23 protein-coding genes and 1 tRNA gene are annotated in these 25,514 nt (G+C 70.1%); 11 read left to right on the top strand and 13 right to left on the bottom strand.

Annotation, left to right across the window (positions count from 1 at the left end; genetic code table 11):
• Nucleotide 1: 1 nt before the first annotated feature.
• A complete protein-coding gene (gene glmS, locus EF387_RS24245) occupies nucleotides 2-1,819 on the top strand; it encodes a glutamine--fructose-6-phosphate transaminase (isomerizing) (RefSeq protein ID WP_128378717.1) in 1,818 nt (605 codons plus the stop codon).
• A gap of 170 nt (nucleotides 1,820-1,989) precedes the next feature.
• On the opposite strand, the gene EF387_RS24240 is transcribed toward glmS, so the two are convergent.
• Together EF387_RS24240 and EF387_RS24235 are read right to left on the bottom strand one after the other, a co-directional pair.
• Nucleotides 1,990-2,553 (bottom strand): GPR1/FUN34/YaaH family transporter, encoded by a 564-nt coding sequence (locus tag EF387_RS24240; protein ID WP_128378716.1) that lies wholly within the window; start codon nucleotides 2,551-2,553, stop codon nucleotides 1,990-1,992.
• A 290-nt stretch (nucleotides 2,554-2,843) separates the two neighbouring features.
• Complete coding sequence (locus EF387_RS24235; RefSeq protein ID WP_128378715.1) at nucleotides 2,844-3,371, bottom strand: universal stress protein; 528 nt, start codon at nucleotides 3,369-3,371, stop codon at nucleotides 2,844-2,846.
• A gap of 367 nt (nucleotides 3,372-3,738) precedes the next feature.
• Between EF387_RS24235 and EF387_RS24230 the strand changes: the two genes are divergently transcribed.
• The 4 genes from EF387_RS24230 to EF387_RS24215 all read left to right on the top strand — a co-directional run bounded on the left by EF387_RS24230 (nucleotide 3,739) and on the right by EF387_RS24215 (nucleotide 6,726).
• Entirely contained in the window at nucleotides 3,739-4,104 is a 366-nt protein-coding gene (locus tag EF387_RS24230; RefSeq protein WP_420802613.1) for a hypothetical protein, read from the top strand.
• Nucleotides 4,105-4,482: 378 nt separating this feature from the next.
• Nucleotides 4,483-5,700, top strand: coding sequence for a helix-turn-helix domain-containing protein (locus EF387_RS24225; RefSeq protein ID WP_128378714.1), 1,218 nt, complete (start codon nucleotides 4,483-4,485; stop codon nucleotides 5,698-5,700).
• Nucleotides 5,701-5,932: 232 nt separating this feature from the next.
• Complete coding sequence (gene orn, locus EF387_RS24220; protein ID WP_128378713.1) at nucleotides 5,933-6,535, top strand: oligoribonuclease; 603 nt, start codon at nucleotides 5,933-5,935, stop codon at nucleotides 6,533-6,535.
• 118 nt (nucleotides 6,536-6,653) lie between these two features.
• Nucleotides 6,654-6,726 (top strand) — tRNA-His (locus EF387_RS24215).
• A 140-nt stretch (nucleotides 6,727-6,866) separates the two neighbouring features.
• Here the strand turns inward: EF387_RS24215 and EF387_RS24210 are convergent.
• Nucleotides 6,867-7,109 (bottom strand): hypothetical protein, encoded by a 243-nt coding sequence (locus EF387_RS24210; protein WP_162467196.1) that lies wholly within the window; start codon nucleotides 7,107-7,109, stop codon nucleotides 6,867-6,869.
• Between the two features lie 116 nt (nucleotides 7,110-7,225).
• Here EF387_RS24210 and EF387_RS24205 point away from each other — a divergent pair, with 116 nt between their 5' ends.
• Entirely contained in the window at nucleotides 7,226-7,717 is a 492-nt protein-coding gene (locus EF387_RS24205; protein ID WP_128378711.1) for a GNAT family N-acetyltransferase, read from the top strand.
• Nucleotides 7,718-7,740: 23 nt separating this feature from the next.
• On the opposite strand, the gene EF387_RS24200 is transcribed toward EF387_RS24205, so the two are convergent.
• On the bottom strand, nucleotides 7,741-8,796 hold the full coding sequence (locus tag EF387_RS24200) for a LacI family DNA-binding transcriptional regulator (protein WP_128378710.1): 1,056 nt from the start codon (nucleotides 8,794-8,796) through the stop codon (nucleotides 7,741-7,743).
• 326 nt (nucleotides 8,797-9,122) lie between these two features.
• Between EF387_RS24200 and EF387_RS24195 the strand changes: the two genes are divergently transcribed.
• The 4 genes from EF387_RS24195 to EF387_RS24180 all read left to right on the top strand — a co-directional run bounded on the left by EF387_RS24195 (nucleotide 9,123) and on the right by EF387_RS24180 (nucleotide 13,924).
• Nucleotides 9,123-10,442 (top strand): ABC transporter substrate-binding protein, encoded by a 1,320-nt coding sequence (locus EF387_RS24195; RefSeq protein ID WP_128378709.1) that lies wholly within the window; start codon nucleotides 9,123-9,125, stop codon nucleotides 10,440-10,442.
• Nucleotides 10,443-10,447: 5 nt separating this feature from the next.
• Nucleotides 10,448-11,458 carry a carbohydrate ABC transporter permease gene (locus EF387_RS24190; protein WP_128378833.1) on the top strand — a complete coding sequence of 337 codons (1,011 nt, stop codon included), beginning with the start codon at nucleotides 10,448-10,450 and terminating at the stop codon, nucleotides 11,456-11,458.
• 11 nt (nucleotides 11,459-11,469) lie between these two features.
• On the top strand, nucleotides 11,470-12,375 hold the full coding sequence (locus EF387_RS24185) for a carbohydrate ABC transporter permease (RefSeq protein ID WP_128378708.1): 906 nt from the start codon (nucleotides 11,470-11,472) through the stop codon (nucleotides 12,373-12,375).
• An 85-nt stretch (nucleotides 12,376-12,460) separates the two neighbouring features.
• A complete protein-coding gene (locus EF387_RS24180) occupies nucleotides 12,461-13,924 on the top strand; it encodes a GH1 family beta-glucosidase (protein ID WP_128378707.1) in 1,464 nt (487 codons plus the stop codon).
• Nucleotides 13,925-14,024: 100 nt separating this feature from the next.
• On the opposite strand, the gene EF387_RS24175 is transcribed toward EF387_RS24180, so the two are convergent.
• The 7 genes from EF387_RS24175 to EF387_RS24145 form a co-directional block, all read right to left on the bottom strand.
• Nucleotides 14,025-16,049 carry a beta-galactosidase gene (locus tag EF387_RS24175; RefSeq protein WP_128378706.1) on the bottom strand — a complete coding sequence of 675 codons (2,025 nt, stop codon included), beginning with the start codon at nucleotides 16,047-16,049 and terminating at the stop codon, nucleotides 14,025-14,027.
• Nucleotides 16,046-17,362, bottom strand: a complete 1,317-nt coding sequence (locus tag EF387_RS24170; RefSeq protein WP_128378705.1) for a glycoside hydrolase family 36 protein — start codon at nucleotides 17,360-17,362, stop codon at nucleotides 16,046-16,048. Before EF387_RS24170 ends, EF387_RS24175 begins: the two co-directional genes overlap by 4 nt.
• 30 nt (nucleotides 17,363-17,392) lie before the next feature.
• Nucleotides 17,393-18,283, bottom strand: coding sequence for a carbohydrate ABC transporter permease (locus EF387_RS24165; RefSeq protein ID WP_128378704.1), 891 nt, complete (start codon nucleotides 18,281-18,283; stop codon nucleotides 17,393-17,395).
• The gene (locus tag EF387_RS24160; RefSeq protein ID WP_128378703.1) at nucleotides 18,280-19,260 is read right to left on the bottom strand and encodes a carbohydrate ABC transporter permease; all 981 of its coding nucleotides are present in this window, start codon (nucleotides 19,258-19,260) and stop codon (nucleotides 18,280-18,282) included. The genes EF387_RS24165 and EF387_RS24160 overlap by 4 nt, the downstream gene beginning before the upstream one ends.
• An 8-nt stretch (nucleotides 19,261-19,268) precedes the next feature.
• Entirely contained in the window at nucleotides 19,269-20,582 is a 1,314-nt protein-coding gene (locus EF387_RS24155) for an ABC transporter substrate-binding protein (RefSeq protein WP_128378702.1), read from the bottom strand.
• A gap of 293 nt (nucleotides 20,583-20,875) precedes the next feature.
• A complete protein-coding gene (locus tag EF387_RS24150) occupies nucleotides 20,876-22,264 on the bottom strand; it encodes a sensor histidine kinase (protein WP_128378701.1) in 1,389 nt (462 codons plus the stop codon).
• Nucleotides 22,261-22,965, bottom strand: coding sequence for a response regulator transcription factor (locus tag EF387_RS24145; protein ID WP_162467198.1), 705 nt, complete (start codon nucleotides 22,963-22,965; stop codon nucleotides 22,261-22,263). Before EF387_RS24145 ends, EF387_RS24150 begins: the two co-directional genes overlap by 4 nt.
• A 100-nt stretch (nucleotides 22,966-23,065) precedes the next feature.
• On the opposite strand from EF387_RS24145, the gene EF387_RS24140 reads away from it, so the two are divergent.
• Nucleotides 23,066-23,611: a hypothetical protein gene (locus EF387_RS24140; protein WP_128378699.1), complete on the top strand. Its 546-nt coding sequence runs from the start codon at nucleotides 23,066-23,068 to the stop codon at nucleotides 23,609-23,611.
• Nucleotides 23,612-23,669: 58 nt separating this feature from the next.
• Here the strand turns inward: EF387_RS24140 and EF387_RS24135 are convergent, their stop codons facing one another.
• Nucleotides 23,670-24,542 (bottom strand): spermidine synthase, encoded by an 873-nt coding sequence (locus EF387_RS24135; protein ID WP_202918358.1) that lies wholly within the window; start codon nucleotides 24,540-24,542, stop codon nucleotides 23,670-23,672.
• 331 nt (nucleotides 24,543-24,873) lie between these two features.
• Nucleotides 24,874-25,233: a hypothetical protein gene (locus EF387_RS24130; protein ID WP_128378831.1), complete on the bottom strand. Its 360-nt coding sequence runs from the start codon at nucleotides 25,231-25,233 to the stop codon at nucleotides 24,874-24,876.
• Between the last annotated feature and the right edge of the window lie 281 nt (nucleotides 25,234-25,514).

Below are 25,514 nucleotides of genomic sequence, written 5' to 3'. Positions count from 1 at the left end.
TATGTGCGGAATTGTCGGATACATCGGCCGACGGGACGTCGCACCGCTGCTGCTGGAGGGACTGCAGCGGCTGGAGTACCGGGGGTACGACTCCGCGGGCATCGTCGTCACCACGCCGACGAGCGGCAAGCTGAAGATGGTCAAGGGCAAGGGCCGCGTCCGTGACCTGGAGGCACGCGTTCCCAAGCGGTTCGCGGGCACCACCGGTATCGCGCACACCCGCTGGGCCACCCACGGCGCTCCGTCCGACGAGAACGCACACCCCCACCTCGACGTCGAGGGCAAGGTCGCCGTCGTCCACAACGGCATCATCGACAATGCCTCCGACCTGCGCGCCAAACTGACCGCGGACGGCGTGGAGTTCCTCTCCGAGACCGACACCGAGGTCATCACGCACCTCATCGCGCGTTCGCAGGCCGAGACCCTGGAGGAGAAGGTCCGCCAGGCGCTGCGCCTGATCGAGGGCACCTACGGCATCGCCGTCATGCACGCCGACTTCCCGGACCGCATCGTGGTGGCCCGCAACGGCTCCCCGGTCGTCCTCGGCATCGGCGAGAAGGAGATGTTCGTCGCCTCGGACATCGCCGCGCTGGTCGCCCACACCCGGCAGATCGTGACGCTGAATGACGGCGAGATGGCCACCCTCAAGGCCGACGACTTCCGTACGTACACCACCGAGGGCACCCGCACGACCGCCGAGCCGACCACCGTGGAGTGGGAGGCGGCGTCGTACGACATGGGCGGCCACGACACGTACATGCACAAGGAGATCCACGAGCAGGCCGACGCCGTGGACCGCGTGCTGCGCGGCCGCATCGACGACCGGTTCTCCACCGTGCACCTCGGCGGGCTCAACCTGGACGCCCGTGAGGCGCGCCAGATCCGCCGGGTGAAGATCCTCGGCTGCGGCACCTCGTACCACGCGGGCATGATCGGCGCCCAGATGATCGAGGAGCTGGCCCGTATCCCCGCCGACGCCGAGCCGGCCTCCGAGTTCCGCTACCGCAACGCGGTCGTCGACCCCGACACGCTGTACGTGGCCGTTTCGCAGTCCGGTGAGACCTACGACGTGCTCGCGGCGGTGCAGGAGCTCAAGCGCAAGGGCGCCCGGGTGCTCGGCGTCGTCAACGTGGTGGGCTCCGCGATCGCCCGTGAGGCGGACGGCGGCATCTACGTCCACGCGGGCCCCGAGGTCTGCGTGGTGTCCACCAAGTGCTTCACCAACACCACGGTCGCCTTCGCGCTGCTCGCGCTGCACCTCGGCCGCACCCGGGACCTGTCGGTCCGCGACGGCAAGCGGATCATCGAGGGCCTCAGGAAGCTGCCCGCGCAGATCTCCGAGATCCTGACGCAGGAGGAGGAGATCAAGAAGCTGGCCGAGCAGTTCGCCGAGGCCCGCTCGATGCTCTTCATCGGCCGCGTCCGGGGCTACCCGGTGGCCCGTGAGGCCTCCCTGAAGCTCAAGGAGGTCTCTTACATCCACGCCGAGGCCTACCCCGCCTCCGAGCTCAAGCACGGCCCGCTGGCGCTCATCGAGCCCGCCATGCCGACGGTCGCGATCGTCCCCGACGACGACCTGCTGGAGAAGAACCGTGCCGCCCTGGAGGAGATCAAGGCCCGCAGCGGCAAGATCCTCGCGGTGGCGCACCAGGAGCAGGAGAAGGCCGACCAGACGGTCGTCGTCCCGAAGAACGAGGACGAGCTGGACCCGATCCTGATGGGCATTCCGCTGCAACTGCTCGCCTACCACACGGCGTTGGCGCTGGGCCGGGACATCGACAAGCCGCGGAACCTGGCGAAGTCGGTGACGGTGGAGTAGCCGAAATACCGCTGCCGGGAGGGCTGCTGACGCCTCTTCAGGAGAGAGGCCAAGTGAACGACCCCCTGTGTGCCACCGAGCACAGGGGGTCGCCCCTTGGAGGCCGGGGCTGCCCTCCCCTGGCTCTCACCTTCGTTCGAGCAGGGAGCCCGTCCCGGCCTGCGCCCGCCTCAGCCGGTGGCCGTCACTCCCCGGCCGGCGGCGCGTCGCGGGAGCGTGGTGGGCCAGTGGGCGAGGGCCGCCGTCGCCGCGTACCAGGCGACCGCGCCCGCCGCCACCGCGAACCAGCCGCCGACCTTGCCGAGCGCGTCACTGCCCCCGAACCGGGAGACGGCGAGCAGCACCAGCGCGAGGCAGAACAATGCGTAGGTGCCCTGGTCGAGGGTGGATCCGCCCGCAACCGTCAGGGAGAGGGCCACCAGGGCGAACAGCAGGAGGAAGAGGCCCGCGGCGTTGTCGGAGACCTGGCTGCCCGCCGAGACGGCCCAGGTGAACCACAGGGCGCCGAGCCCCGCGAAGGCCGTGCCGGTGGCCGTGTCGCGGTCGCGGAAGGCGAACAGGCCCGCGACGAACAGCGCTACGCCGCCCACGTATTGGGCCAGTGACACGGCGTCCGCCGCCGTAACGCCGTCGACTACTTCGGTGTGTCCGAGACCGAACGCCAACAGGGTGATACCCAGGGCGAGTCGGCCGACGATCGAGGTGGTGCTTCCCGCAGAGACTCCGTTGTCCACGGCGGGCTCCCTTCTTGGCTGTGCAGTTGTGCTGCGCGCGTTCCGGTCACTTGGTGGAACCGGCGTCCGGTATATGCCCTTCACAAAGGCACAAACACCTCTACGCGCGGGTAGATTTATGCGACAACAAAGGGAGTTGACTATTCCGCTTCTCTGTCCCACCTGGGACGCGACCGGGAGGGCGGAGCCTTCGGAGGATGACCACGACGAGAGCCGCCAGGAGACGACGACCACGGGAGCCGTCAGTAGACGACGATAGAAGCCGTCACGGATGACGACCACGGGAGCCGTCAGGGAATGACGACCACGGGACGCCGCGCCCGCTTGGCGAGCCGCCCCGCGACCGAGCCGAAGATACGGCCGACGATCCCGTGCGTGGAGCCGACGACGATGGCGTCGGCCTCGTACTCCCGGCCCACCTCTTCGAGTTCGTGGCAGATGTCGCCACCCCGCTCGACGAGGATCCAGGGCACCTCTGCCAGATAGTCAGCGCACGCCAGCTCGAGCCCGAGCACCTCGGTGCGGTGGTCCGGCACGTCGACGAAGACGGGGGGCTCGCAGCCGGCCCACACGGTGGTGGGCAGCCGGTTGGCGACGTGCACGATGATCAGCCCGGAGCCGGAGCGGTGGGCCATACCGATCGCGTACGCGAGGGCGCGCTCACTCGACGTGGAACCGTCGAAGCCGACGACCACGCCGTGCTTGAACGCCGGATCGCAGGTGGGGCGTGTCTCTTCCGCCGCAAAGGGCTCGGCCGCCGTGGGGTCGGCGACGGGACGCTTGCGGTCCGCGGGATCGAAGAATTCGTGACCGGCCATGGGTATCTCGGCGTTTTGATCCTCGTGGGATGGGACGACAACATGCGGCGGAGCTGTGTCCGGGAATCACCTTCCCAACCCCATACCCCCAAGGGTACGGCGCCACTCCTCTCCTGCCCAGAGCCCGCCCGGGCTTCACGGGGTTCCAGGGAGCATGCATGAGCGGACGCCCGTAACGCAATGGTTGCTGCCCCGTACAGCCGGTTTGCACAGGCCTCCGCAGCCGCACCCACCGTTCGGTCACACGTCGGCGCGGAACCGGCGTTGCGTATGACAGTCTCGTACGACTCGTATGGCCCCCGTGAAAGTGACCGCCCGTCCCGCCACGCGTTGAACCCTGGTAAGCCATCGCCCTAGGGAGCCCGCCGTGCCCGGAACCTCGACCGTGCCCCCGCCCGCCCCCGCCCCCCGAGGGGGGCACCGGCCGCAGCCCGAGGGCGCGCCGCCGGGGCAGGACGGCGCGGGCGAGGTGGTCCGCTGGGCGGCCTTCAGCTGCGTGCTGGTTCCGGTCGTCCTCGTCTGGTTCGGGACCTCCCTGGCCGGGGCCGCCGGGGCGGCACTGGGCCTGGCCGCCGTCACGGGCGCCTGCCGGATACTGCTGCGGCACTCCGAGCGGGTGGCGGCACGCCCGTCGGCCGAGGAGATCACGCCCCACCGGGGCCGCCACGGACGGACCGGAACGGGGGCGCACAGAGGCGGCCGCCACTTCGGCGGAACTACGCCGGTTGACTGACCGGTTTGTGCGCGCGCCTCCGAATCTTTTCAGCCAACTTCCACCAACCGGTTACCCCCCGGTCGAACAACCCTGCACCCCCTGTTCGACCTGCGCCGAAAGGGGGCCGAAAGGCCTCCGTACCCTATGGGGATTGGCCACTCGAACGAGGCGCACTTCCCTGCGGGGCCCCCGAGTGCAACGCTTCGTGACCGAATGCTTCACGCCAAGTTGCCATGTCGACATTGTGCCGAGTGCTGAACTGGCCACGTTGGCATCACGGGACACAGTAGATTCGATCTTGACTGTCTTACGGCGGGGGACTCGTGCAGGACCGAGGGGAAACGTGCAGGAGCGACACAACCGAGGAGCCGCGACCACCGAGGGGGGCTTAGCAGTATGAGCCACGACTCCGCTGCCGCGCCGGAAGCCGCGGCCCGGAAGCTGTCCGGGCGACGCCGCAAGGAGATCGTCGCGGTGCTGCTGTTCAGCGGCGGCCCCATCTTCGAGAGCTCCATTCCGCTGTCGGTGTTCGGGATTGACCGCCAGGACGCCGGCGTACCGCGCTACCGACTGCTGGTGTGCGCCGGAGAGGAAGGCCCACTGCGGACCACAGGGGGCCTGGAACTGACCGCGCCGCATGGCCTGGAGGCGATCGCCCGGGCGGGCACCGTCGTGGTGCCGGCCTGGCGTTCGATCACCTCGCCGCCGCCGGAGGAGGCGCTCGACGCGCTGCGCCGGGCACATGAGGAGGGTGCCCGCATCGTGGGGCTGTGCACCGGCGCCTTCGTGCTGGCCGCCGCCGGGCTGCTGGACGGCCGCCCGGCCACCACGCACTGGATGTACGCGCCGACGCTGGCCAAGCGCTATCCGTCCGTGCACGTCGATCCGCGCGAGCTGTTCGTGGACGACGGAGACGTCCTCACGTCGGCGGGTACGGCGGCCGGAATCGACCTCTGTCTCCACATCGTCAGGACGGACCACGGAAACGAGGCCGCGGGCGCGCTCGCCCGCCGTCTGGTGGTCCCGCCCCGGCGCAGCGGCGGTCAGGAGCGCTACCTGGACCGTTCTTTACCAGAGGAGATCGGCGCCGACCCGCTCGCGGAGGTCGTCGCCTGGGCGCTGGAGCACCTTCACGAGCAGTTCGACGTGGAGACGCTCGCCGCGCGCGCGTACATGAGCCGGCGGACCTTCGACCGCAGGTTCCGTTCGCTGACCGGAAGCGCGCCCCTGCAGTGGTTGATCACGCAACGGGTGCTGCAGGCGCAGCGGCTCCTGGAGACCTCCGACTACTCGGTCGACGAGGTCGCCGGGCGCTGCGGGTTCCGTTCGCCGGTGGCGCTGCGCGGGCACTTCCGGCGCCAGCTCGGCTCGTCCCCGGCCGCGTACCGGGCGGCGTACCGGGCCCGGCGCCCGCAGGGCGAGAAGCCGGTGGACAACGAGCCCTCGCTGTCCTCGGACAACGGTCCGCTCCCGCACCAGGCCCGCCGCACCGCGGCGGCGACCTCGCTGGGGCCGACGGCGACCACATCCCTGACGACGGACTCACACCGGCCCGCGTCGGATCTGTACGCGTCGGGGCGGCCCAGCCTGCCCGGACAACGGAGCGCGCCGTAGGACGCGGGACCGCGACCTGCTGAGGGGCCCGGGACGCCCGATGAAGGCGCGCGGGCACCGACCTGATGAGGGCCCGGGAGTTTCTGGCTCCCGGGTCCTCGCCCGTGCGGTCCGCCCGGGAACACCGTGGCGCCCCGAACCCCCAACACCGTGGCGCCCCGAACCCCCAACGCGGCCCCGGGCACCGTCCCCCACCTGCCCCTGACCGGCCACGGGCCGTAGGGTTGAGGCCATGAACGATCGCATGGTGTGGATCGACTGCGAGATGACCGGTCTCTCGTTGTCGAACGACGCTCTCATCGAGGTGGCCGCGCTGGTCACCGACTCCGAGCTGAACGTTCTCGGCGAAGGGGTGGACATCGTGATCCGCCCGCCGGACGCGGCCCTGGAGACCATGCCGGAGGTGGTACGCGCCATGCACACCGCCTCCGGTCTCCTCGACGAACTGGCCGCCGGGACCACGCTCGCCGACGCCGAGGAGCAGGTGCTGGCCTATGTACGCGAGCACGTCAAAGAACCGGGCAAGGCGCCGCTGTGCGGCAATTCGGTGGGCACCGACCGCGGCTTCCTCGCGCGTGACATGCCCACGCTGGAGGACTACCTCCACTACCGGATCGTGGACGTCAGCTCCGTGAAGGAACTCGCCCGCCGCTGGTACCCCCGCGCGTACTTCAACAGCCCCGAGAAGAACGGCAACCACCGGGCGCTGGCGGACATCCAGGAGTCCATCGCGGAGTTGCGCTACTACCGCGAGGCGATCTTCGTCCCGCTGCCCGGCCCGGACTCCGACACCGCCAAGGCCATCGCCGCGAAGCACGTCCTGCCTGCGCCGTAGGCACCGCACGCCCGTGCCGGTGCCGGCGCGACCCCCCGCGAAAGCCGTGCGCGAGCACCCCTTCGGACCCTGTACACTTTTTCTCGGCCGGTCGGCGAAACAGCTCGGACCGGTCGCGGTGGGTGTAGCTCAGCTGGTAGAGCACCTGGTTGTGGTCCAGGATGTCGCGGGTTCGAGTCCCGTCACTCACCCTCGGTGAATCGCCCCGATCCGGGTTCCGGATCGGGGCGATTTCGTTTCCCGTCTGCCGGGTTGCCCGGCTGCCGGCTTCTCGAAGGCGTCCTGACACAGACGCCGGCGCCAAGTCCGCGCCTGCACGCGTGAGTTGATCTCAGGCCGCGCGGACCGGCCCCCGCCTGGACACCGCGCCGTCGCGGGCCTGCCCGCCCCGGGGCGGCGCACCCTCGCGGGGCGCGCTGGACCCGGTGCCGGCCGCGGCCGCCCATTCCATCACCAGTCGCTGGTACTCCCGCCGCTGCTCGGCGTCGAGCCGACCGCGGGCACGCTGCCAGAGCGCACGGATCTCCTCGTTCACCTCATCGGCGGTACGGCGGGCTCGGCGGGGCGTGGACATGGTGTGAAGCATACGTCGCTGCGCGTGAGGACAATGTGAGTGATCCACTCGAAAGGTGAGCGAACGGACGCGATATCCGCGTGAGGCGATCGTCACCTTCCGCGTACGCTCCGCGCATGGAAGCCCAGCCCCTGCACACCGCCCGCCTGGACCTGCTGCCCCTGCTCGTCGAACACGCCGAGGAGATGGCGGTGGTGCTCGCGGACCCGGCGCTGCACCGGTTCACCGGGGGCACGCCGGAGACGGCCCAGGAGCTGCGTTCACGATACGAACGCTGGACCACCGGCTCGCCCGACCCCGGCGTCATTTGGTGCAACTGGGTGCTGCGGCTGCGCGCGGAGTCCAGCCTCGTGGGCACGGTCCAGGCGACGATCACCGACCAAGTGGCCGAAATCGCCTGGGTCGTGGGCACGCCCTGGCAGGGCCGGGGCTTCGCCGGGGAGGCCGCGCGCGCCCTCGCGGCGGCGCTTCCCGTACGCACGCTCGTAGCGCACATCCACCCGCGGCACGCGGCATCCGCGGCCGTGGCCAGGGCGGCCGGTCTGGCACCGACGGACGTGCTGCACGACGGCGAGGTCCGGTGGGAGTCGACGCGGGCCGAAAGGTAGCCGGGGGACGTTCGCGACCTCGCTCACGAGGAAGCCCGCACTACCAGCTCCGTCGGCAGCACCACCTGCCGCCGGTCCAGCCCCCGTGATGCGACGGGGCGGCGGTCGGCGATCTCCGCCAGGAGGAGGTCGATCATCGCCCGGCCCATCTCCTCGATCGGCTGGCGCACGCTGGTGAGCGGTGGGTCCAGGTGGCGGGCGATCGCCGAGTCGTCGAAGCCGACCAGGGCCACGTCGTCGGGTATGCGGCGGCCCGCCTCGCGCAGTGCCTGGCGGGCACCCGCCGCCATCACGTCGGAGCCGGCGAAGACGGCGTCCACCGAGGGGTGGCGGGCGAGCAGGTCGGCCATGGCACGGCGGCCGCCCTCCTCCGTGAAGTCACCCGGCGCGATCAGGGTCTCGTCCACCTCCCGACCCGCCTCCCGCAGGGCGTCGCGGTAGCCGTCGATGCGGCGCTGGGCACCGTAGACGTCGAGCCGTCCCGCGAGATGGGCGATGGTGTGGCGGCCCTGTGCGATCAGGTGCTGGGCGGCGGAACGGCCCCCGCCGAAGTTGTCCGAGTCCACCGAGGGAAGCGTCTCGTCCGCCGAGCGGCGGCCGCTGATCACCGCCGGGATCTCCAACTGCGCCAGCAGGTCGGGCAGGGGGTCGTCGGCGTGCACGGAGACCAGCAGCACCCCGTCGACCCGGTGAGCGGCCAGGTACTGGGCCAGCCGGCGCCGCTCCCGGTCGCTGCCCGCGAAGATCAGCAGGAGTTGCATCTCGGTTTCCGACAGCTCCGCGCCGACCCCGCGCAGCACGTCCGAGAAGTACGGCTCGGCGAAGAAGCGGGTCTCCGGCTCGGGCACGACCAGCGCGATGGCGTCCGTGCGGTTCGCGGCCAGCGCGCGGGCCGCGGTGTTCGGTACGTACCCGAGTTCCGCGACCGCCGCCTCGACCGCGGCCCGGGTCGCGTCACTGACCCGGGGCGAGCCGTTGATCACCCGGGACACCGTGCCCCGGCCCACTCCGGCCCGCGCGGCGACCTCCTCCAGCGTGGGCCGCCCACCACTCCGGCCGCGTCCTCCGTGGACTGCCATGGCCCGCCTCCGTCCCGCCCGGTCACACCGCGTTCGGCTGGAATCTAACAGTCATGCATGATGTCCACCGCCCGGCCGGGGGCCCGCACCGCGACCGACGGGCGTTAGTTAACGTCCCGATAACTGAACACATCTCGCCGCGCGCATCGTCTTGACACCCCCGCCGAGACCGACGACTCTTCAACACATCACATGTGGGAGCGCTCCCACGGCACCTGGCACATACACAACCCGCACGTTCCCCGCCCGAGCCGCAGCATGAACAAAACGGGCCCAACAGAGCAGTTGGCCGGGGGGTCGGCACGTCAGGGCATCAGGAGGACGCAATGCGAGCACGTACCTGGACCCGCCAGACGGTGGTCCTGGCGGCCGTCGCCACGCTGGGCGCCGGGCTGCTGGCCGGCTGTGCCGACGACGGCAAGGACGAGGAGAACTCGTCGTCGGGCGGCGGCGGCGGCAAGACCACGATCTCGGTGGGCCTCTTCGGCACCATGGGCTTCAAGGAAGCCGGTCTCTACGACGAGTACGAGAAGCTCAACCCGAAGATCAAGATCGAGCAGAACGTCGTCGAGCGCAACGAGAACTACTACCCGGCGCTGCTGAACCACCTGACCACCAACAGCGGCCTGCTGGACGTCCAGGCCGTCGAAGTCGCCAACATAGCCGAGGTCACGGCCACCCAGGCCGACAAGCTCGAAGACATGTCGAAGGCTCCGGGCGTGGACAAGAGCAAGTGGCTGCCCTGGAAGTGGCAGCAGGCCACCACCAAGGACGGCAAGACCATCGGCCTCGGCACCGACGTCGGCCCGATGGCGATCTGCTACCGCACGGACCTCTTCAAGCAGGCCGGTCTGCCCACCGACCCCTCCGAGGTCGGCAAGCTGTGGGCCGGTGACTGGGCCAAGCTCGTCGACGTCGGCGAGCGGTACAAGTCGAAGGCTCCCAAGGGCACCTTCTTCATGGACTCCCCCGGCGGCCTGATCAACGCGATCCTCAGCAGCGAGAAGGAGAAGTTCTACGACTCCTCCGGTGAGGTCATCTACAAGACGAACCCGGCCGTCCAGGCCGCCTTCAACCTGACCGCGGAGGCCGCGGAGAAGGGCCTCGTCCAGTCGCAGACCCAGTTCCAGCCGTCCTGGAACTCCACGATCGCCAACAACAAGTTCGCCGCGATCGCCTGCCCGCCGTGGATGCTGGGCACGATCAAGGGCAACGCGAAGCCCGAAGCCGCCGGCAAGTGGGCCGTGGCCGTCGCGCCCAAGGGCGGCAACTGGGGCGGCACCTTCCTCACCGTGCCGAAGAGCGGCAAGAACGTGAAGGAGGCCCAGAAGTTCGTGACCTGGCTGACCGCGCCGGAGCAGCAGGCGAAGCTGTTCAAGGTGCAGGCCAGCTTCCCGAGCGCGCCGTCCGCCTACACCATGCCCGAAGTGACGGACGCGACGAACGAGATGACCGGTGACCAGAAGATCGGCCCGATCTTCGCGGAGGCCGCCAAGGCGGCCCCGGTCCAGGTGATCGGCCCGAAGGACCAGATCATCATGCAGGGCCTGTCGGACAACGGCGTGATCCTGGTGACGAAGGGCAAGTCGGCCAAGGACGCCTGGGAGTCCGCGATCAAGACCATCGACAACAAGCTGGACCAGTGACCCGTATGGCCACCCGGAACGACACCGCCGCGCCCCCTGTGAAGGGGGGCGCGGCCCCGGGCCGCCCGCCCGAGGACGCCGCCGTGGAGAAGGAGCGGCGGCGCCGGGACCGGCTGTCCCGGCGCTGGCAGCGGGACATCCGCTGGAGCCCGTACGCGTTCGTGTCGCCGTTCTTCCTGCTGTTCGTCGCGTTCGGCCTGTTCCCGCTGATCTACACGGGCTGGGCCTCGCTGCACCAGGTGGAGCTGACCGCGCCGACCGACATGAACTGGGTTGGGCTGCGCAACTACACCCGGATCTTCGACGACGACTTCTTCTGGAACGCGGCGAAGAACACCCTGACCATCGGCATCATCTCCACCGTTCCGCAGTTGCTGATGGCGATGGGCATCGCCCACATCCTCAACTACAAGCTGCGGGCCTCGACGTTCTTCCGGGTCGCGATGCTCGCGCCGTACGCGACGTCGATCGCCGCCGCCTCGCTGGTGTTCGTGCTGCTCTTCGGCCGGGACTACGGCATGATCAACTGGGCGCTCGACACGGTCGGCATCGACGCGGTCGACTGGCAGAACGACACGTGGGCTTCGCAGATCGCCGTCTCGTCGATCATCATCTGGCGCTGGACCGGCTACAACGCGCTGATCTACCTCGCCGCGATGCAGGCGATCCCGCACGACCTCTACGAGTCGGCCGCCCTGGACGGGGCCAACCGCTGGCAGCAGTTCATCCACGTGACGCTGCCGGCGCTGCGTCCGACGATCCTGTTCACTTGTGTCGTCTCGACGATCGGGGCGAGCCAGGTCTTCGGCGAGCCGCTGCTGTTCGACGCCAACAAGGGCACCTCCGGCGGCGCGGAGCACCAGTTCCAGACGCTGGGCCTGTATCTGTACGAGCAGGGCTGGGTCGCCCAGCACCTGGGCCGTGCCTCGGCGATCGCCTGGACGATGTTCCTGATCCTGATCGTCATCGGCATCGTCAACTACGTCATCTCGCGCCGGCTGCGCGCCAGTAGTTAGGAGTTGTGGCCGTGACGACGACTGTGACGCCCCCGGAGACCAAGCCCGTCGAGAAGACAAAAGGCCCCCGGCTGCCGAAGTCCGCGCGGGCGGGCGGGCAGTTGCACGGTGGCCCGATCGCGTACGCGATCCTCATCGTGTTCACACTGGTGTCGTTGTTCCCGCTGGTGTGGACGGCGATCGCCGCCTCGCGTGACAACCAGCGGCTCGCGCAGACGCCGCCGCCGTTCTGGTTCGGTTCGGGTCTTTTCGACAAGCTGGAGATCGCCTGGAAGGACGCCAATCTGGGTGAGGCGTTCTTCAACACAACGATCGTGGCGGGCACTTCGGCACTGACCATCGTCTTCATGTCGACGATCGCCGGTTTCGCCTTCGCCAAGCTGCGGTTCAGGGGCCGCGGCGCGCTGATGCTGATCGTGATCGGCACGATGATGGTGCCGCCGCAGCTGAGTGTGATCCCGCTGTACATGATGGTCGCCAAGCTCGACTGGACCGACCAGCTGCAGGCGGTGATCCTGCCGTCGCTGGTGAGCGCGTTCGGTGTGTTCTTCATGCGGCAGTACCTGATCCAGGCGCTGCCCGACGAGATCATCGAGGCGGCTCGTGTGGACGGCGCGAGCAGCTGGCGCGTGGTGTGGCACGTGGTGTTCCCGGCGGCCCGGCCCGCGATGGCCGTGCTCGGGATGCTGACGTTCGTGCAGACCTGGAACGACTTCATGTGGCCGTTCCTGGTGCTGACCCAGATGGGCAACCCGACCGTGCAGGTCGCGGTCGCGGGCCTGGGTCGCGGCTACACCCCCGACCAGTCCCTGATCATGGCCGGCGCGCTGCTCGGCACGCTGCCCCTGCTGCTGGTCTTCGCGATCTTCGGCAAGCAGATCGTGGGCGGCATCATGCAGGGCGCCGTCAAGGGCTGAATCCCCCGACGGGGCCGGGCCAGCGCAGTCCCGGCCCCCGCTTCCCTGAGACCTCTGACCTCTGACCCGCTATGGGAGCGCTTCCATGCCTGAATCCGCAAACCCGGCCACTCTGGCTGCTCCGGCCACCCCGGGGAGCCCGGTGACCTTCCCGCCTGCCTTCCTCTGGGGCGCCGCGACCTCGGCGTACCAGATCGAGGGAGCGGTGCGCGAGGACGGCCGGACGCCGTCGATCTGGGACACGTTCAGCCATACTCCGGGCAAGACGGCAGGTGGCGAGACCGGTGACATCGCTGTCGAGCACTACCACCGTTACCGCGACGACGTGGCGCTGATGAAGGACCTCGGCCTGGGCGCCTACCGCTTCTCGGTGTCCTGGTCCCGGGTGCAGCCGACCGGCCGCGGTCCCGCGGTCCAGCGCGGCCTGGACTTCTACCGCCGCCTGGTCGACGAACTCCTCGCGGCCGGCATCCGGCCCGCGCTCACCCTGTACCACTGGGACCTGCCGCAGGAGCTGGAGGATGCGGGCGGCTGGCCCGAGCGCGACACCGCGTTCCGGTTCGCCGAGTACGCGCAGCTCGTGGGCGAGGCACTCGGCGACCGCGTGGAGCAGTGGATCACCCTCAACGAGCCGTGGTGCAGCGCGTTCCTGGGCTATGCCTCCGGGGTGCACGCGCCGGGCCGTACGGACGCGGAGGCGTCACTGCGAGCGGCGCACCATCTGAACCTGGCGCACGGCCTCGGCACATCGGCCCTCCGCTCGGCGATGCCCGCCCGCAACAGCGTCGCGGTGAGCCTGAACTCCTCGGTGATCAGGACGGTTTCCCAGGATGCGGCGGACCTGGAGGCGGGCCGCCGGATCGACGACCTGGCCAACGGGGTCTTCCACGGTCCGATGCTGCACGGCGCGTACCCCGCACAGCTCTTCGCGGACACGGCCTCGGTCACCGACTGGTCGTACGTCCTGGACGGCGATCTCCAGATGATCCAGCAGCCGTTGGACGCGCTGGGCCTCAACTACTACACCCCCGCCCTGGTTTCGGCGACGGTCAACGCCCCGAGCGGGCCGCGCGCCGACGGGCACGGCGCGAGCCAGTACTCGCCCTGGCCGGGTGCGGACGACATCGCGTTCCACCAGACGCCGGGTGACCGCACGGAGATGGGCTGGACGATCGACCCGACGGGCCTGCACGAGCTGATCATGCGCTACACGCGTGAGGCGCCGGGCCTGCCGCTGTACATCACGGAGAACGGCGCGGCCTACGACGACAAGCCCGACCCCGACGGCAACGTCCACGATCCCGAGCGGATCGCCTATCTGCACGGTCATCTGTCGGCCGTGCACCGGGCGATCGCCGACGGCGCGGACGTCCGCGGCTACTTCCTGTGGTCGCTGATGGACAACTTCGAGTGGTCGTACGGCTACGGCAAGCGCTTCGGTGCGGTGTACGTGGACTACGCGACGCAGGTGCGCACGCCGAAGTCGAGCGCCCGGTGGTACGGGCGCGCGGCGCGTACGGGCACGCTTCCGGCGGTGGACGGGTTCTAGGGGAAGGCCCGACCGCCGGAGGTGAGGGGGGAGGGGCGCGACACTTCGAGGGGGAGTGTCGCGCCCCGAGGGCATGGCGCCCTCACCAGGATGAGCCCCCTCACGACCCGCCGCGCAGCTCCCGCACCACCGCGACCTCCCCCGACGGGACGGCGACGGAGCCCGGCACCGGCTTGCCCGTGAGGAGCTCCGTCGCCTCGGCGGAGACGGGGACCTCGGCAGGCTGGTCGGTGTGGTTGATCAGGAAGAGGTAGTCGGCGTCCGCGCCGCGCCGCAGTACGGCCTCCACACCCTCCGGCGTGGTTCGGACCGGCTCCACACCGGCCTCGGTGCGCATGCGGTCCAGGAGGCCGGCGAGGGTCGTCGGGTCTGGGCGGGTGGCCAGGTACCAGGCGGTGCCCGCGCCGTGGGTGTGCCGCGTCACCGCCGGGACACCGGCCAGGACGCCCGAGGTGTACGAGGCGATCGCCTCGGCGCCTTCGAGACGGAGGCGTTCCGACCACAGCGTGGCGGTGGCGCCCGCGGGGACCTCGCCGCTCAGGCCCGGTGACTCGCCCGGCAGCAGCGGGAAGAGTTCGTCGGTGCGTACGCCCAGGGCCTGACGGAAGGCGCCCGGGTAACCGCCCAGCCGGACATGGCAGTTCTCGTCGACCGCGCCACTGTGGAAGCCCACCGCCAGCGTGCCGCCGCGTGCGGCGAAGCCGGTGAGGTTGGCCGCGCCCGCGTCGTCGACCAGATACAGGCTCGGGGCCAGGACCAGCCGGTACGACGACAGGTCCGCGTCCGGCCGCACGAAGTCCACCGCGACTCCGGATCGCCACAGCGGCTCGTACCAGGCCCGGACCAGGTCCAGGTAGCGGACCTCCTCGCTCGGCTGGGAGGGCAGTTCGAGGGCCCAGCGGGCGTTCCAGTCCCACACCACGGCCACCTCGGCAGTGCGCGTGCTGCCGCGCACCTCGGCCAGCGCCTTCAGATCCGCGCCGAGCCGTACGACGTCCTGCCAGATCCGGCTGTCCGTGCCGGTGTGCGGCAGCATCGCCGAGTGCCACTGCTCCGCGCCCGCCTTCGCCGCCCGCCACTGGAAGTACGCGATGCCGTCCGCGCCGTGCGCCACATGGGCCAGCGCGTTGCGGCGCAGCTCGCCCGGACCCTTGGCCCGGTTGACGGGCTGCCAGTTCACCGCACCCGTCGAGTGCTCCATCAGCAGCCACGGGCGGCCTCCCGCGAGGGAGCGGACGAGGTCGCCGCTGAGCGCTACGTCGATCTCCGACTCGGGGTCGGTGGAGCGCAGGTAGTGGTCGTTGGAGACGATGTCCAGTTCCGGGGCCCAGCGCCAGTAGTCCAGGGCGTCGAAGTTGTACATCACCATGAAGTTGGTGGTGGCGGGGATCTCCGGGGCCGCCTCCCGCAGCACGTCCCGCTCCGCCCGGCACAGCGACAGCAGCTCGTCGGAGCAGAAGCGGCGCCAGTCCAGCTGGTGGGTCGGGTTGGGCACGGCGCCGGTGGCGCGGGGCGGCAGGATCTCGTCCCAGTCGTAGTACCACTGGCTCCAGAAGGTGGTGCCCCAGGCGTCGTTCAGGGCCGCCAGGTCGTCCCCGTACCGGGCGCGCAGCCAGCTCCGGAACGCCTGTGCGCTGGTGTCGCAGTAGCAGGCCGCGTTGTGGCAGCCGTACTCGTTGTGCACGTGCCACATGACGACGGCCGGATGGTCGGCGTACCGCTCGGCGAGGGCCCGCGCGATCCGCAGCGCGGCCTGGCGGTAGGCGGGGCTGCTGGGGCAGAACGTCTGGCGGCTGCCGTACGACAGCGTGCGGCCGTCGTGGTCGACCGGCAGCGCCTGCGGATGGGCACGGAAGAACCACGCCGGCGGGGCCGCCGTCGGGGTGGCGAGGTCCGCGGCGATCCCGTTCTCGTGCAGCAGGTCGAGGATTCGGTCCATGCGTGAGAAGTCGTAGACGCCCTCGGCCGGTTCGAGCAGCGCCCAGGAGAAGATGCCGACGCTGACCATGTTCACCCCGGCCTCGCGCATCAGGCGCACGTCCTCGGCCCACACCTCCTCGGGCCACTGCTCGGGGTTGTAGTCGCCGCCGTAGGCGATACCGGGGACGGACAGCGTTCGGTTCATCGGGCGACTCCCGTCAGGAGGCGGCGGGTGGTTTCCACGCCCCAGGTGTCCAGCGACAGCAGACGGTCGCTGGAGGCCATCAGTCCGCCGGTGGCCTCGACGTGCTCCGCCCAGCGCTCCCGGGTCTCCACGGCCGGGCGGGCCATCAGGCAGTCGGGGTCGTTGACCCAGAGCCGGCCGTGCTGCCACTGGCGGCCGGCACCGGTGAACTCGGCAGGGTCCTGGCCGGGTTGACTGTAGTCGTCGGCCTCGGGGCGGCGGTGCGGGGCCGTGTCGGGGCTGACCCGCATCGCGTCGAACAGGCCGATGGACGGCAGGATCGGGGCGCCGCAGCCGAGCAGGTAGGCGTCCTTCCCGATCGCCTCGCGGATCAGCCGGATGCCCGCCCGGTACGCGGACAGGGCGTCCATGCCCCCGTCGTGGCGCACGCCCTCCAGCGCGCCCGCGTAGAGGAAGTCGACCTTGAAGTAGTCGTAGCCCTCGGTGCGCAGGGTGGCGAAGACGTCCGTCAGGTACGCCGCCGCGCCCGGGTGGGTGGTGTCCAGGGTGTACAGGTCGTGCCCCCAGTTGCGGCCCGCGTGGAGCGGCCCGCCGTCGGCGTCCCGGACCAGCCAGTCCGGGTGCCGTGCGGCGAGGCCGCTGCTCGGGTCGACCAGGAACGGTGCCGTCCAGATGCCCGCCCGGCGTCCCCGCGCCCGGATGGTGTCGGCGATGTCCGCGCGGGAGCGGAAGCGGCCGGAGAGGGTGAGCCAGTCGCCGAGGGCGCTCTGGTAGCCGTCGTCGATCTGGACGACGTCGACGGGCAGGTCGAGGGTGTCCATCGCGCGGAGGTTCTCGTGGATGTCGTCCTCGGTGACGGCGGTGAAGTACTCGTACCAGGAGCACCAGACGGTGGGTGCCGGGCGGGGCGCCTCGACCCCGAGACCGGAGGCCCAGTCCGCCAGCACCGACTGGATGTCCGTACCGGTCCATTCCCTGACCGGGCCGTCGGCGCTGACGTGTGCCGCTCCGTCCGTCACGACGAGGCGGACGGACGGCACCTCGTGGATCGGGTCCACCGCCGCCCACAGCCGGACCGGTGAGCCGTCGCCGGGATCGAGCGCGAGCAGTCCCTCGCCCTGGAAGGTGCCCTCCGGGACGCTGACGCCCGGGCGGTAGCAGACCGTCGCCCAGTTGTCGTTGGTCGGGCGGTACGGCTTGTCGCCGAGGGCGTAGGCGCCGCTGGGGCTCCAGGACTGCCAGCCCTCCTCGTGGACCCGGGCGTTGACCGGGTCCACGGGGAGGGAGGCGACGGGGGTGAAGGGCTGGGGCACGGTGGTTCTCTTTCGGAAGGTCAGGGCTTGTCAGCCCTTGTTGGCGCCCAGCGTGAGGCCGCTGACGAACTGGCGCTGGAGCAGGAAGTACACGATCAGTACCGGGACAGCGGTGATCAGGGCGCCGGCGGCGATCAGGTTGGGATCCGTGAAGTACTGCCCGGAGAGGTTGTTCAGCGCCGAGGTGATCGGCATGTTCTCGCCGGTCGAGATCAGCACGAGGGCCCAGAAGAAGTCGTTGTAGATCCAGATCGACAGCAGGGTGGCCAGTGCCGCCATCGCCGGCTTGCACAGCGGCAGGGTGATCTGCCAGTACAGCCGCCACACGGACGCGCCGTCCACCAGCGCCGCCTCGGTCAGCTCGTGCGGCAGCATCTTCATGTAGTTGCTCAGCACGAAGGCGCAGAAGCCGGACTGGAACGCCACGTGGATGAGGACGAGGCCGAGCGCCGAGTCGTACAGCTTGCCGCTCATCGTGATGCCGGGCAGGTCGATGAGCAGGTAGAGGCGGTACAGCGGGGTGATGATGACCTGCTGCGGCAGCAGGTTGCCGGCCGTGAAGATCAGCAGCAGCGCCAGGTTGAGACGGAAGTCGAAGCGGGCGACGTAGAAGGCGACCATCGACGACAGGAACAGCGTGAGCAGCACGGCCGGAACCGCGATCACCAGCGTGTTCGCGAAGTAGTGGGACATCTCCGACTGTGTGAACGCGTTGGTGAAGTTGTCGAAGTTCAGCGTGTCCGGCCAGGACACATAGCCCTTCTCGCTGGTCTCGGAGTACGGCCGCAGCGCCGAGTACATCGCCCACAGCAGCGGCGCCAGCCAGGAGAGCGCCGCCCCGGCGAGGAAGAGGTGCAGCAGGATCCGGGCCGGGCGGATGGGGGTGCGCTGCTTGCCGAGCGTGGCGGTGGAGGTGCTCATGCGCGCCGCTCCTTCCGGAAGGTGGCCACCAGGTACGGGATGATCACGGCGAGGGAGATCACCAGGAGGACGACGGCGATCGCGGAGCCGTATCCGATGCGGCTGGACTCACCGATGATGTTGTTCGTGATCAGGATGGAGAGGAGCTCGGTGCCCTCGGCGCCCTTGTTGAAGACGAACACCAGGTCGAAGGCGCGCAGGGCCTCGATGATGGTGACGACCAGGACGATGGTGTTGGTGGGCCGCAGGGTGGGGAAGATGACGTTCTTGAACGTCTGCCACTCGTTGGCGCCGTCCAGGGCGGAGGCTTCGCGCAGCGCCGGGTCGACGCCCTTCAGGCCGGCCAGGTAGAGGATCATCAGGTAGCCGGTGTGGCGCCAGGACGCGGCGATGAGGACCGCCCAGAGGTTCAGGTCCGGGTCGCCGATCCAGTCGATGTACTTGCCGGGCTCGTTGGCCCCGATGACGCTGTTGATCAGACCCGTGTCGGGGTTGTAGACCAGCTGCCAGACGAAACCGATGACGGCCATCGACAGGACCACCGGCAGGAAGAAGGCCGTCTGGTAGACCCGGCTGAAGCGGATCTTCTTGTCCAGCTGCACGGCGAGGAACAGGCCGAGCGGCGTCGGGATCAGGATCAGGACCACGAACCAGACGACGTTGTGCTCGACGGCGGGCCAGAACTGCGGGTTGTTGGTGAACAGTTCCTTGAAGTTGTCGAACCCGACCCACTTGATGGTGTCGAAGCCGATGCCGTCCCAGGTGGTGAAGGCGAGCAGGATCGAGGCGAGCGCGGTGACCCAGACGAGGGTCACATGCAGGATCGTCGGCAGGCCGGCCATGAGGCCGAGCGTGAGCCGGTCGCGGCGGGTGAGCAGGCGCTGGTGCCCCTGCTTGGCCGGCTGCTTGACCGGGGCAGCGCCCGGAGGCGGCACGGCGGCCGCCTCCGGGGACTTCGCGGGGATGTCGGTTGTCATTCTGCTGCTCATTCGGACGCGAAGATCGTCTTCTTCTGGCGCTCGATCGAGGTCAACACGCTGTCGACCCCCTTGGGGTCACGGATGAACTTCTGCAGCGCGGGCTGCATCACGGTCGAGGTGAAGTCCGGACGGCTGTCGCGGTCCATGAACTGGGTGAGGCTCTTGGCGCCGGAGATCATCTCGTACGCCTTCTTCTGCAGGGCGCTGTACGAGGAGGTGTCGGCCTTGGTGGAGGCGGCGACGACGTTCGGGTCGGACTTGAGGTAGATCTCCTCGGCCTCCGGAGTGCCCAGGTACTCCAGCAGCTTCACCGAACCCGAGTGGTTCTTCTTCGCCTTGGAGAGCATGAAGCCGTCGGTGGGCGCCTCGACCGTGTCCTGGCCGTAGGCCGGGTCGATCTCCGGGAAGGCGAAGAAGTCGAGGTCCTCGCGGTCGGCCTCGTTGGTGAACTGCTGGCCCACGAAGGTGCCCAGCAGGTACATGCCCGCCTTCTTCGACACCAGCGTCTGGGCGGCGTCCTGCCAGGTACGGCCGACCGCGCCCTCCTGGTGGTAGGGCAGGAGCTCGGACCACAGGTCGAAGACCTTGCGCACCTTGGCGTCCGTCCAGGAGGCCTTGCCCGCCATCAGCTCCACGTGGAAGTCGTAGCCGTTGGCGCGGAAGTTGATCTGGTCGAAGGTGCCCATCGCGGGCCAGGCGTCCTTGTCGCCGAAGGCGATCGGGACGAGGCCGTCCTTCTTCATCTGCTTGCACAGCGCCATCAGCTGGTCCCAGGTGGTGGGGACCTCGTAGCCCTTCTCCTGGAAGACGCTCTTCCGGTAGAAGAGCGCCCAGGGGTAGGTGTACAGCGGCACGAAGTAGTACTTGCCGTCCTCGCCCTTGCTGAGCTTCTTCATCGCGTCGGGGAAGTTCCCGTCGATCTTCTGCCACACGTCGTCGACCGGGGTCGCCAGGCCCTTGGCCGCGAAGAACTGCATGCGGTAGCCCGCGAACCAGTGGAACACGTCGTCCGGCGTGCCCTGCAGATACGAGTTGATCTGCTCCTGGAACGTGTTGTGGTCCTTGGTGTTCACGTCGACCGTCAGGCCGGACTTCTTGCCGAAGGCCGCGTAGATGTCGGCGAAGGCCTTCTTCGGCACCGCGTCGGACGAGTTGGAGCCGACGGTGACGGTCTTCGAGTCGGAGGCGGACGAACCGCTGCCGCCGCAGGCGCTCAGCAGGGGTATGCCGGCCCCGAGCGCGACGGCGCCGCCGGCACCGCGCAGCAGGGTACGGCGACTGGGTCCGGGGAGGGAGAGACCAGAGGGAGTGAGGGACATGTCGGCTCCTGAGGACGAGGTTCGGTACGGCACCAATGGAGTCGGTCATAATCAACCAGAAACCAACTTGACCGAACACGGTGGCGCAATAACAGCCGCATGCCCCGTTATGCGTCAAGCCCTGGAACCACCAGTTGTCGAAACGTAATGGACATACCCCGAACACCACTTCGCTTCAGCACCATGCCCAGAGCACAGGGGGCGCAAAGCCCCACGGCCCCCGCTCTGCCGGAGCGGTCCGGTCCGCTGTGCAAAAACGCGCCGGTCACCGCCTCGCAGCGCCGCGCGGAGCTTCAGTGCGCGCTCCGCGCGGCGGAGAACCTGCGGCGGCGCACCGCCCCCCGATGGCCCCGGCGGACCGGGTCCACCCGGTGCAGCTGGACCCAGACACGGACCTCCGCGCCACCGAGCACGGAGCGCCCGACCCGAACGTCACCGCCCGTCGACTCGGCGAGTCGGCGCACGATGTCCAGCCCCAGCCCGGTCGAGCCGTCGCTCCCGGACCCCCGCCCCCGCGCCATCGCCGCCTCCGGGTCCGCGATCCCCGCCCCGGCGTCGGAGACCAGGATGATCACCGCGTCCTCGGCGTTGTGCACGTCCACCGCGAACGCGGTCCCCTCCGCGGTGTGCCGGAACACATTGCCGAGCAGAGCGTCCAGCGCGGCGGCCAGATCGGCCCGGGCGACCGGTATGCGCACCGGCCGCTCCACCCCGGCGAGCCGCACCTTGCGCCCTTCGTCCTCCGCCAGCGCCGACCAGAAGCCCATCCGCTCCCGTATCACCTCGGCGGCGTCGCACCCGGCCCCGGGCCCGGGCGCAGAGGTCTGCGGCTTGGCCTCCCGCGCGGTCCGGATGATGGTGTCGACCTCGCGCTCCAGCTGCTCGACCGCCACCCGCGTCTGCTCCGCGGCCGGTCCCTCGCCCAGCGAGGCCGCGTTCAGTCGCAGCACGGTCAGCGGAGTACGCAGGCGATGGGACAGATCAGCCGCCAGCTCCCTTTCGTTGGCGAGCAGTTGCACCACCTGGTCGGCCATCGAGTTGAAAGCGACCGCCGCCAGCCGCAGTTCCTTGGGCCCCTCCTCAGGAACGCGCGCTCCCAGCTTCCCCTCCCCCAGCTCATGCGCGCTCTCCACCAGCCGCCGGGCCGGCCGCACCATCCGTACGCCCAGCCGGTCGGCCACCGCCACCGACCCGATGATCAACGCGATGCCCACCCCGGCGAGCACCGCCCACGCGGTGCCCACCCCCTTGGAGACCTCGGACTCGGGCACGAACACCTCGACGACGGCGATCTCACCGGAGCCGACCGCGATCGGCTGCAGCAGCACGGAGCCGCCGGGCACGTCCGTGATGGAGGCCCGGCCCAGTCCCCGGGTGGCCGCGAGGTCTGCCGCCGTGGCCCGCCGCTCGCCGAGTGCCACGGCCGGGGCCCCCTCGGCGGCCGGGATGTGCACCGCCATGCGCCCGTCCGAGCCCGCCTGGGTGGAGGCGACGGCCCGCTCCAGTTCATCGCGTTCGGTGGTGATGGAGAGCGTGGGGCTGATCGCGGCGGCCTGCCGCTCGGCGTTGGAGAAGGCGCGGTCACGGGCCGTCTCACGGACGACCAGCCCGAGCGGGATCGCGAAGGCCACGACCACCATCGTGGTCACGGCGAGACAGACCCGGACCAGCGCCCACCTCATAGCGGTGGCTCCGCTCGCGGTGGTTCCAGCTTCACACCGACCCCCCGAAGCGTGTGCAGATAGCGCGGGCTGGCCGCCGTCTCGCCCAACTTCCGGCGCAGCCACGACAGATGGACGTCGATGGTCTGGTCGTCCCCGTAGGACTGCTGCCACACCTCGGCGAGCAGTTCCTTGCGCGGCACGACCACCCCGGCCCGCCCGGCGAGGTAGGCGAGCAGGTCGAACTCACGGCGTGTCAGGTCCAGGCGCACACCGGCGAGTTCGGCCTCGCGGCGCAGCGGGTCGATGCTCAGCTCGCCGACCCGGATCACCGTCGAGGGAGGGCCGTCCGCCGCGCCGGCGCGGGCGCGGCGCAGCACCGCGGCCATCCGCGCGGACAGGTGCTCCACCGAGAACGGCTTGGTGAGGTAGTCGTCCGCCCCGGCGTTGAGCAGGCGGACGACCTCCGACTCGTCGTCCCGCGCGGTCGCCACGATCACCGGGACGTCGGTGATGCCGCGCAGCATCTTCAGCGCCTCGGATCCGTCGAGGTCGGGCAGTCCGAGATCCAGGATGACGACGTCGAAGCGGTGGTGGGCGACCTCGCGCAGCGCCTCCAGCGCCGTCCCGACGCTGCGCACGGTGTGCGCGGCCTCGGTCAGGTGCCGGATCAGCGCGGAACGCACGAACTGGTCGTCCTCGACCACGAGCACACTTGCCATGCGCGGCACCGTACGCCAAACGAAGCCTGCCCGTTTCGGCCTGTGGACAACTCGTCCGGGAGCGACACCCATGGGACCGGTGAGGCAGTATGGGCCCGCGATGCGCAGAGGTCTGGTACCCGGTCTTGCTTGGCTGCTCGCCACGGGCGCGGCGGTCACGCTGTCGTGGTGGGGTGTCCACACGGTCCTCGCGGGGACGGTGTACGACCCGCCACGGGCGCTGCCGATCAGCGCGGCGACGACGGGTTCCAAGCCGTCGGCGCGGTCGACCGTGCGACCGGTGACCTCACCGTCGGCGGCCGGGCCGACCACGTCCGAGCCCCCGACGAGCGGGGGTTCGGCGAGCCCCGGTGCGACGGGCACCAGCCCGGCGGGGCCGACGGGGCAGCCGTCGGCGTCCCCGGGACAGGCCGACACCCCCGCGGGCCGGGTCAGGAGCTACAACACCGACGGCGGCCGGGCCGTCTTCGACCTCCGTGACACCTACGCCACGCTGGTGTCCGCGACCCCCGATTCGAACTGGTCGATGCAGGTGTGGAAGACGGACACCTGGATCCGCGTGGAGTTCTCCTCGGGCGCCGACCGGGTCTCGGTGTTCTGCACCTGGCACGACAGCGCGCCGCGCGTCGAGATCAACTCGTACTAGTGCTCCGGCAGGCAACGTATGCCCGTGAGGGGCGTCGTTGGGGACCCCTACCAGTCGATCATCGGAAGACCGACGGCGGCGGGGCGGGTGACGCCACCGCGGCCGCGTCCGTGACCGGCACCGCACCGCCGGTGAAGTCACTGAGCGCGCGCCCGTGTTCGATCCGACCGGGGTGCGGGTCGGTGGCGGCGCGCCGGGTCAGTTCGGCGACGGGGAGGGGCTGGTCGGAGGCGACGAGGATGGCGTTCCCGAACCGCTTGCCGCGCAGCACGGCCGGGTCGGCGATCAGAGCGAGTTGGCCGAAAACGGCTGCCGCGGTGGCGATCTGGCCGCGCAGGTGGGCGAGGGGCGGGCCGTCGGCGAGGTTGGCGGCGTAGAGACCGCCGGGTTTGAGGGCCCGCCGGATGTCGTACAGGAACTCGGTCGACGTCAGGTGCGCCGGGGTGCGCGTTGCGCTGAACACATCCAGGATGACCAGGTCCGCCCAGCCGTCCGGCACCTTGGCGAGGCCTTCACGGGCATCCGTGGAGCGGACCCGGATCCGGGCGCCGGGGTCCAACGGGAGCTCATGGCGGACGAGTTCTACGAGGGCCGCGTCCCGTTCCACGATCTGCTGGGTGGAGCGGGGGCGGGTGGTGGCGACGTACCGGGCGAGGGTGAAGGCCCCTCCGCCGAGGTGCACGGCGTGGACCGGCCGACCGGGCGTGGCGGCCAGGTCGATGACGTGGCCGAGTCTCCGCTGGTACTCGAAGCCGAGATGGGAGGGGTCCGCCAGGTCGACGAAGGACTGCGGGGCTCCGTCGATCAGCAGCGTCCAGGCCCGCGGCCGGTCCCGGTCGGGCAGCAACTCGGCGAGCCCGCCGTCAACAGTCGCGACCACCGGATCATCGCCGCCACCTCGCCGCTCCCCACCCCGCTTCTTCCTTGCCATTACCCCATTATCGACGCGGTCCCGGGTAGTCCGCTCGACTGGACGACCGCGGAGGACGTCTCAGCCCGTCCGGCTCTTGTGGTCGCGGCCGCAGGCCGACGGGAGGTCGGGGGGCGGAGCCCGGGCGGACGACTCGGGGCGGTCGGGGGCGACACCACTTCTCAGCCGTGCCCGGCCGAGAGTCTCGCGCGGGCTCCAGGGCCGGCGAGTCGCCCGGAGAAGGATCCCGGGCAAGAATCCCGGGGAAAGCTCCCGTAGGAGTCGTCCGGAGAAGTCGTCCGGGGCGCTGCACGGTGGAGGCTGGAGGGGACCGGCGATTGCCGGGGAACGCTCAGCGGCAGTTGTCGGCCGCCTCGATCAGGCGGGCTGCCTCGCCCAATGCCTCGCGCAATACAACCGGGTCCGTGACCAGGTCCGCCTCGCCGGGAGGCAGCAGCCAGCCGGAGCCCTCGAGCGGTGGCGCGGGGCTGACGCCGCCGAGGGTCTGGGTACAGGCGCTGCCCGGTACGTCCCAGGCGTCCGCCGTGCCGGAGGGCACCAGGAAGCCGAGGGTGTCGCAGCTGTCGTCGTGCAGCACGGGACCGACCGCCTCGCCCGCGCCGCGGCGCAGGATGTCGACCGCCTCCAGGCCCTGCCGGGCCGGGACGGTGACCAGGTCCCACGTGTCCTCGCGGACCGCCGGCGAGGTCATCAGCGGGGCCACCGGCGAGGCGACCGGTGGAACCACCACCGCCGACGCCGCGCCCTCCGGGGCCGGTCTGTGCTGTGCCGCCGACAGCCTCGTATGGGACTCACCGCTCTGGCTTGTCTCCACCACGGGAACCCTCCTCCGTGCGAGAAACGGGAATTCGGGTCGAACTCGGACCACAGGGTTCAACGCGCCAGAACGTCAACGGCTACGGCGAAAAGCCGCCGCAAAGGATGGCAGTTCATGGCAGAACCCGCAGGACATATCCGTTTTGTAGCCAAACC

This window comes from Streptomyces cavernae (assembly GCF_004023625.1).
In the GTDB taxonomy this organism is placed as follows: Bacteria; Actinomycetota; Actinomycetes; order Streptomycetales; family Streptomycetaceae; genus Streptomyces; species Streptomyces cavernae.
The sequence above is the reverse complement of the archived record's forward strand: the minus strand, read 5'-3'. Positions and strand labels throughout refer to the sequence as shown.

Excerpts from the sequence above, each read along its gene's own strand:
- EF387_RS24205 (WP_128378711.1), top strand. The coding sequence starts at position 7,226 with ATGGAAGCCCAGCCCCTGCACACCGCCCGCCTGGACCTGCTGCCCCTG.
- EF387_RS24135 (WP_202918358.1), bottom strand. The coding sequence starts at position 24,542 with ATGGCAAGGAAGAAGCGGGGTGGGGAGCGGCGAGGTGGCGGCGATGAT.
- EF387_RS24155 (WP_128378702.1), bottom strand. The coding sequence starts at position 20,582 with ATGTCCCTCACTCCCTCTGGTCTCTCCCTCCCCGGACCCAGTCGCCGT.
- glmS (WP_128378717.1), top strand. The coding sequence starts at position 2 with ATGTGCGGAATTGTCGGATACATCGGCCGACGGGACGTCGCACCGCTG.
- EF387_RS24200 (WP_128378710.1), bottom strand. The coding sequence starts at position 8,796 with ATGGCAGTCCACGGAGGACGCGGCCGGAGTGGTGGGCGGCCCACGCTG.
- EF387_RS24235 (WP_128378715.1), bottom strand. The coding sequence starts at position 3,371 with ATGGCCGGTCACGAATTCTTCGATCCCGCGGACCGCAAGCGTCCCGTC.
- EF387_RS24145 (WP_162467198.1), bottom strand. The coding sequence starts at position 22,965 with ATGGCAAGTGTGCTCGTGGTCGAGGACGACCAGTTCGTGCGTTCCGCG.
- EF387_RS24210 (WP_162467196.1), bottom strand. The coding sequence starts at position 7,109 with ATGTCCACGCCCCGCCGAGCCCGCCGTACCGCCGATGAGGTGAACGAG.
- EF387_RS24190 (WP_128378833.1), top strand. The coding sequence starts at position 10,448 with ATGGCCACCCGGAACGACACCGCCGCGCCCCCTGTGAAGGGGGGCGCG.
- EF387_RS24160 (WP_128378703.1), bottom strand. The coding sequence starts at position 19,260 with ATGACAACCGACATCCCCGCGAAGTCCCCGGAGGCGGCCGCCGTGCCG.
- EF387_RS24165 (WP_128378704.1), bottom strand. The coding sequence starts at position 18,283 with ATGAGCACCTCCACCGCCACGCTCGGCAAGCAGCGCACCCCCATCCGC.
- EF387_RS24130 (WP_128378831.1), bottom strand. The coding sequence starts at position 25,233 with ATGACCTCGCCGGCGGTCCGCGAGGACACGTGGGACCTGGTCACCGTC.
- EF387_RS24225 (WP_128378714.1), top strand. The coding sequence starts at position 4,483 with ATGAGCCACGACTCCGCTGCCGCGCCGGAAGCCGCGGCCCGGAAGCTG.
- EF387_RS24180 (WP_128378707.1), top strand. The coding sequence starts at position 12,461 with ATGCCTGAATCCGCAAACCCGGCCACTCTGGCTGCTCCGGCCACCCCG.
- EF387_RS24195 (WP_128378709.1), top strand. The coding sequence starts at position 9,123 with ATGCGAGCACGTACCTGGACCCGCCAGACGGTGGTCCTGGCGGCCGTC.
- EF387_RS24175 (WP_128378706.1), bottom strand. The coding sequence starts at position 16,049 with ATGAACCGAACGCTGTCCGTCCCCGGTATCGCCTACGGCGGCGACTAC.
- orn (WP_128378713.1), top strand. The coding sequence starts at position 5,933 with ATGAACGATCGCATGGTGTGGATCGACTGCGAGATGACCGGTCTCTCG.
- EF387_RS24150 (WP_128378701.1), bottom strand. The coding sequence starts at position 22,264 with ATGAGGTGGGCGCTGGTCCGGGTCTGTCTCGCCGTGACCACGATGGTG.
- EF387_RS24140 (WP_128378699.1), top strand. The coding sequence starts at position 23,066 with ATGCGCAGAGGTCTGGTACCCGGTCTTGCTTGGCTGCTCGCCACGGGC.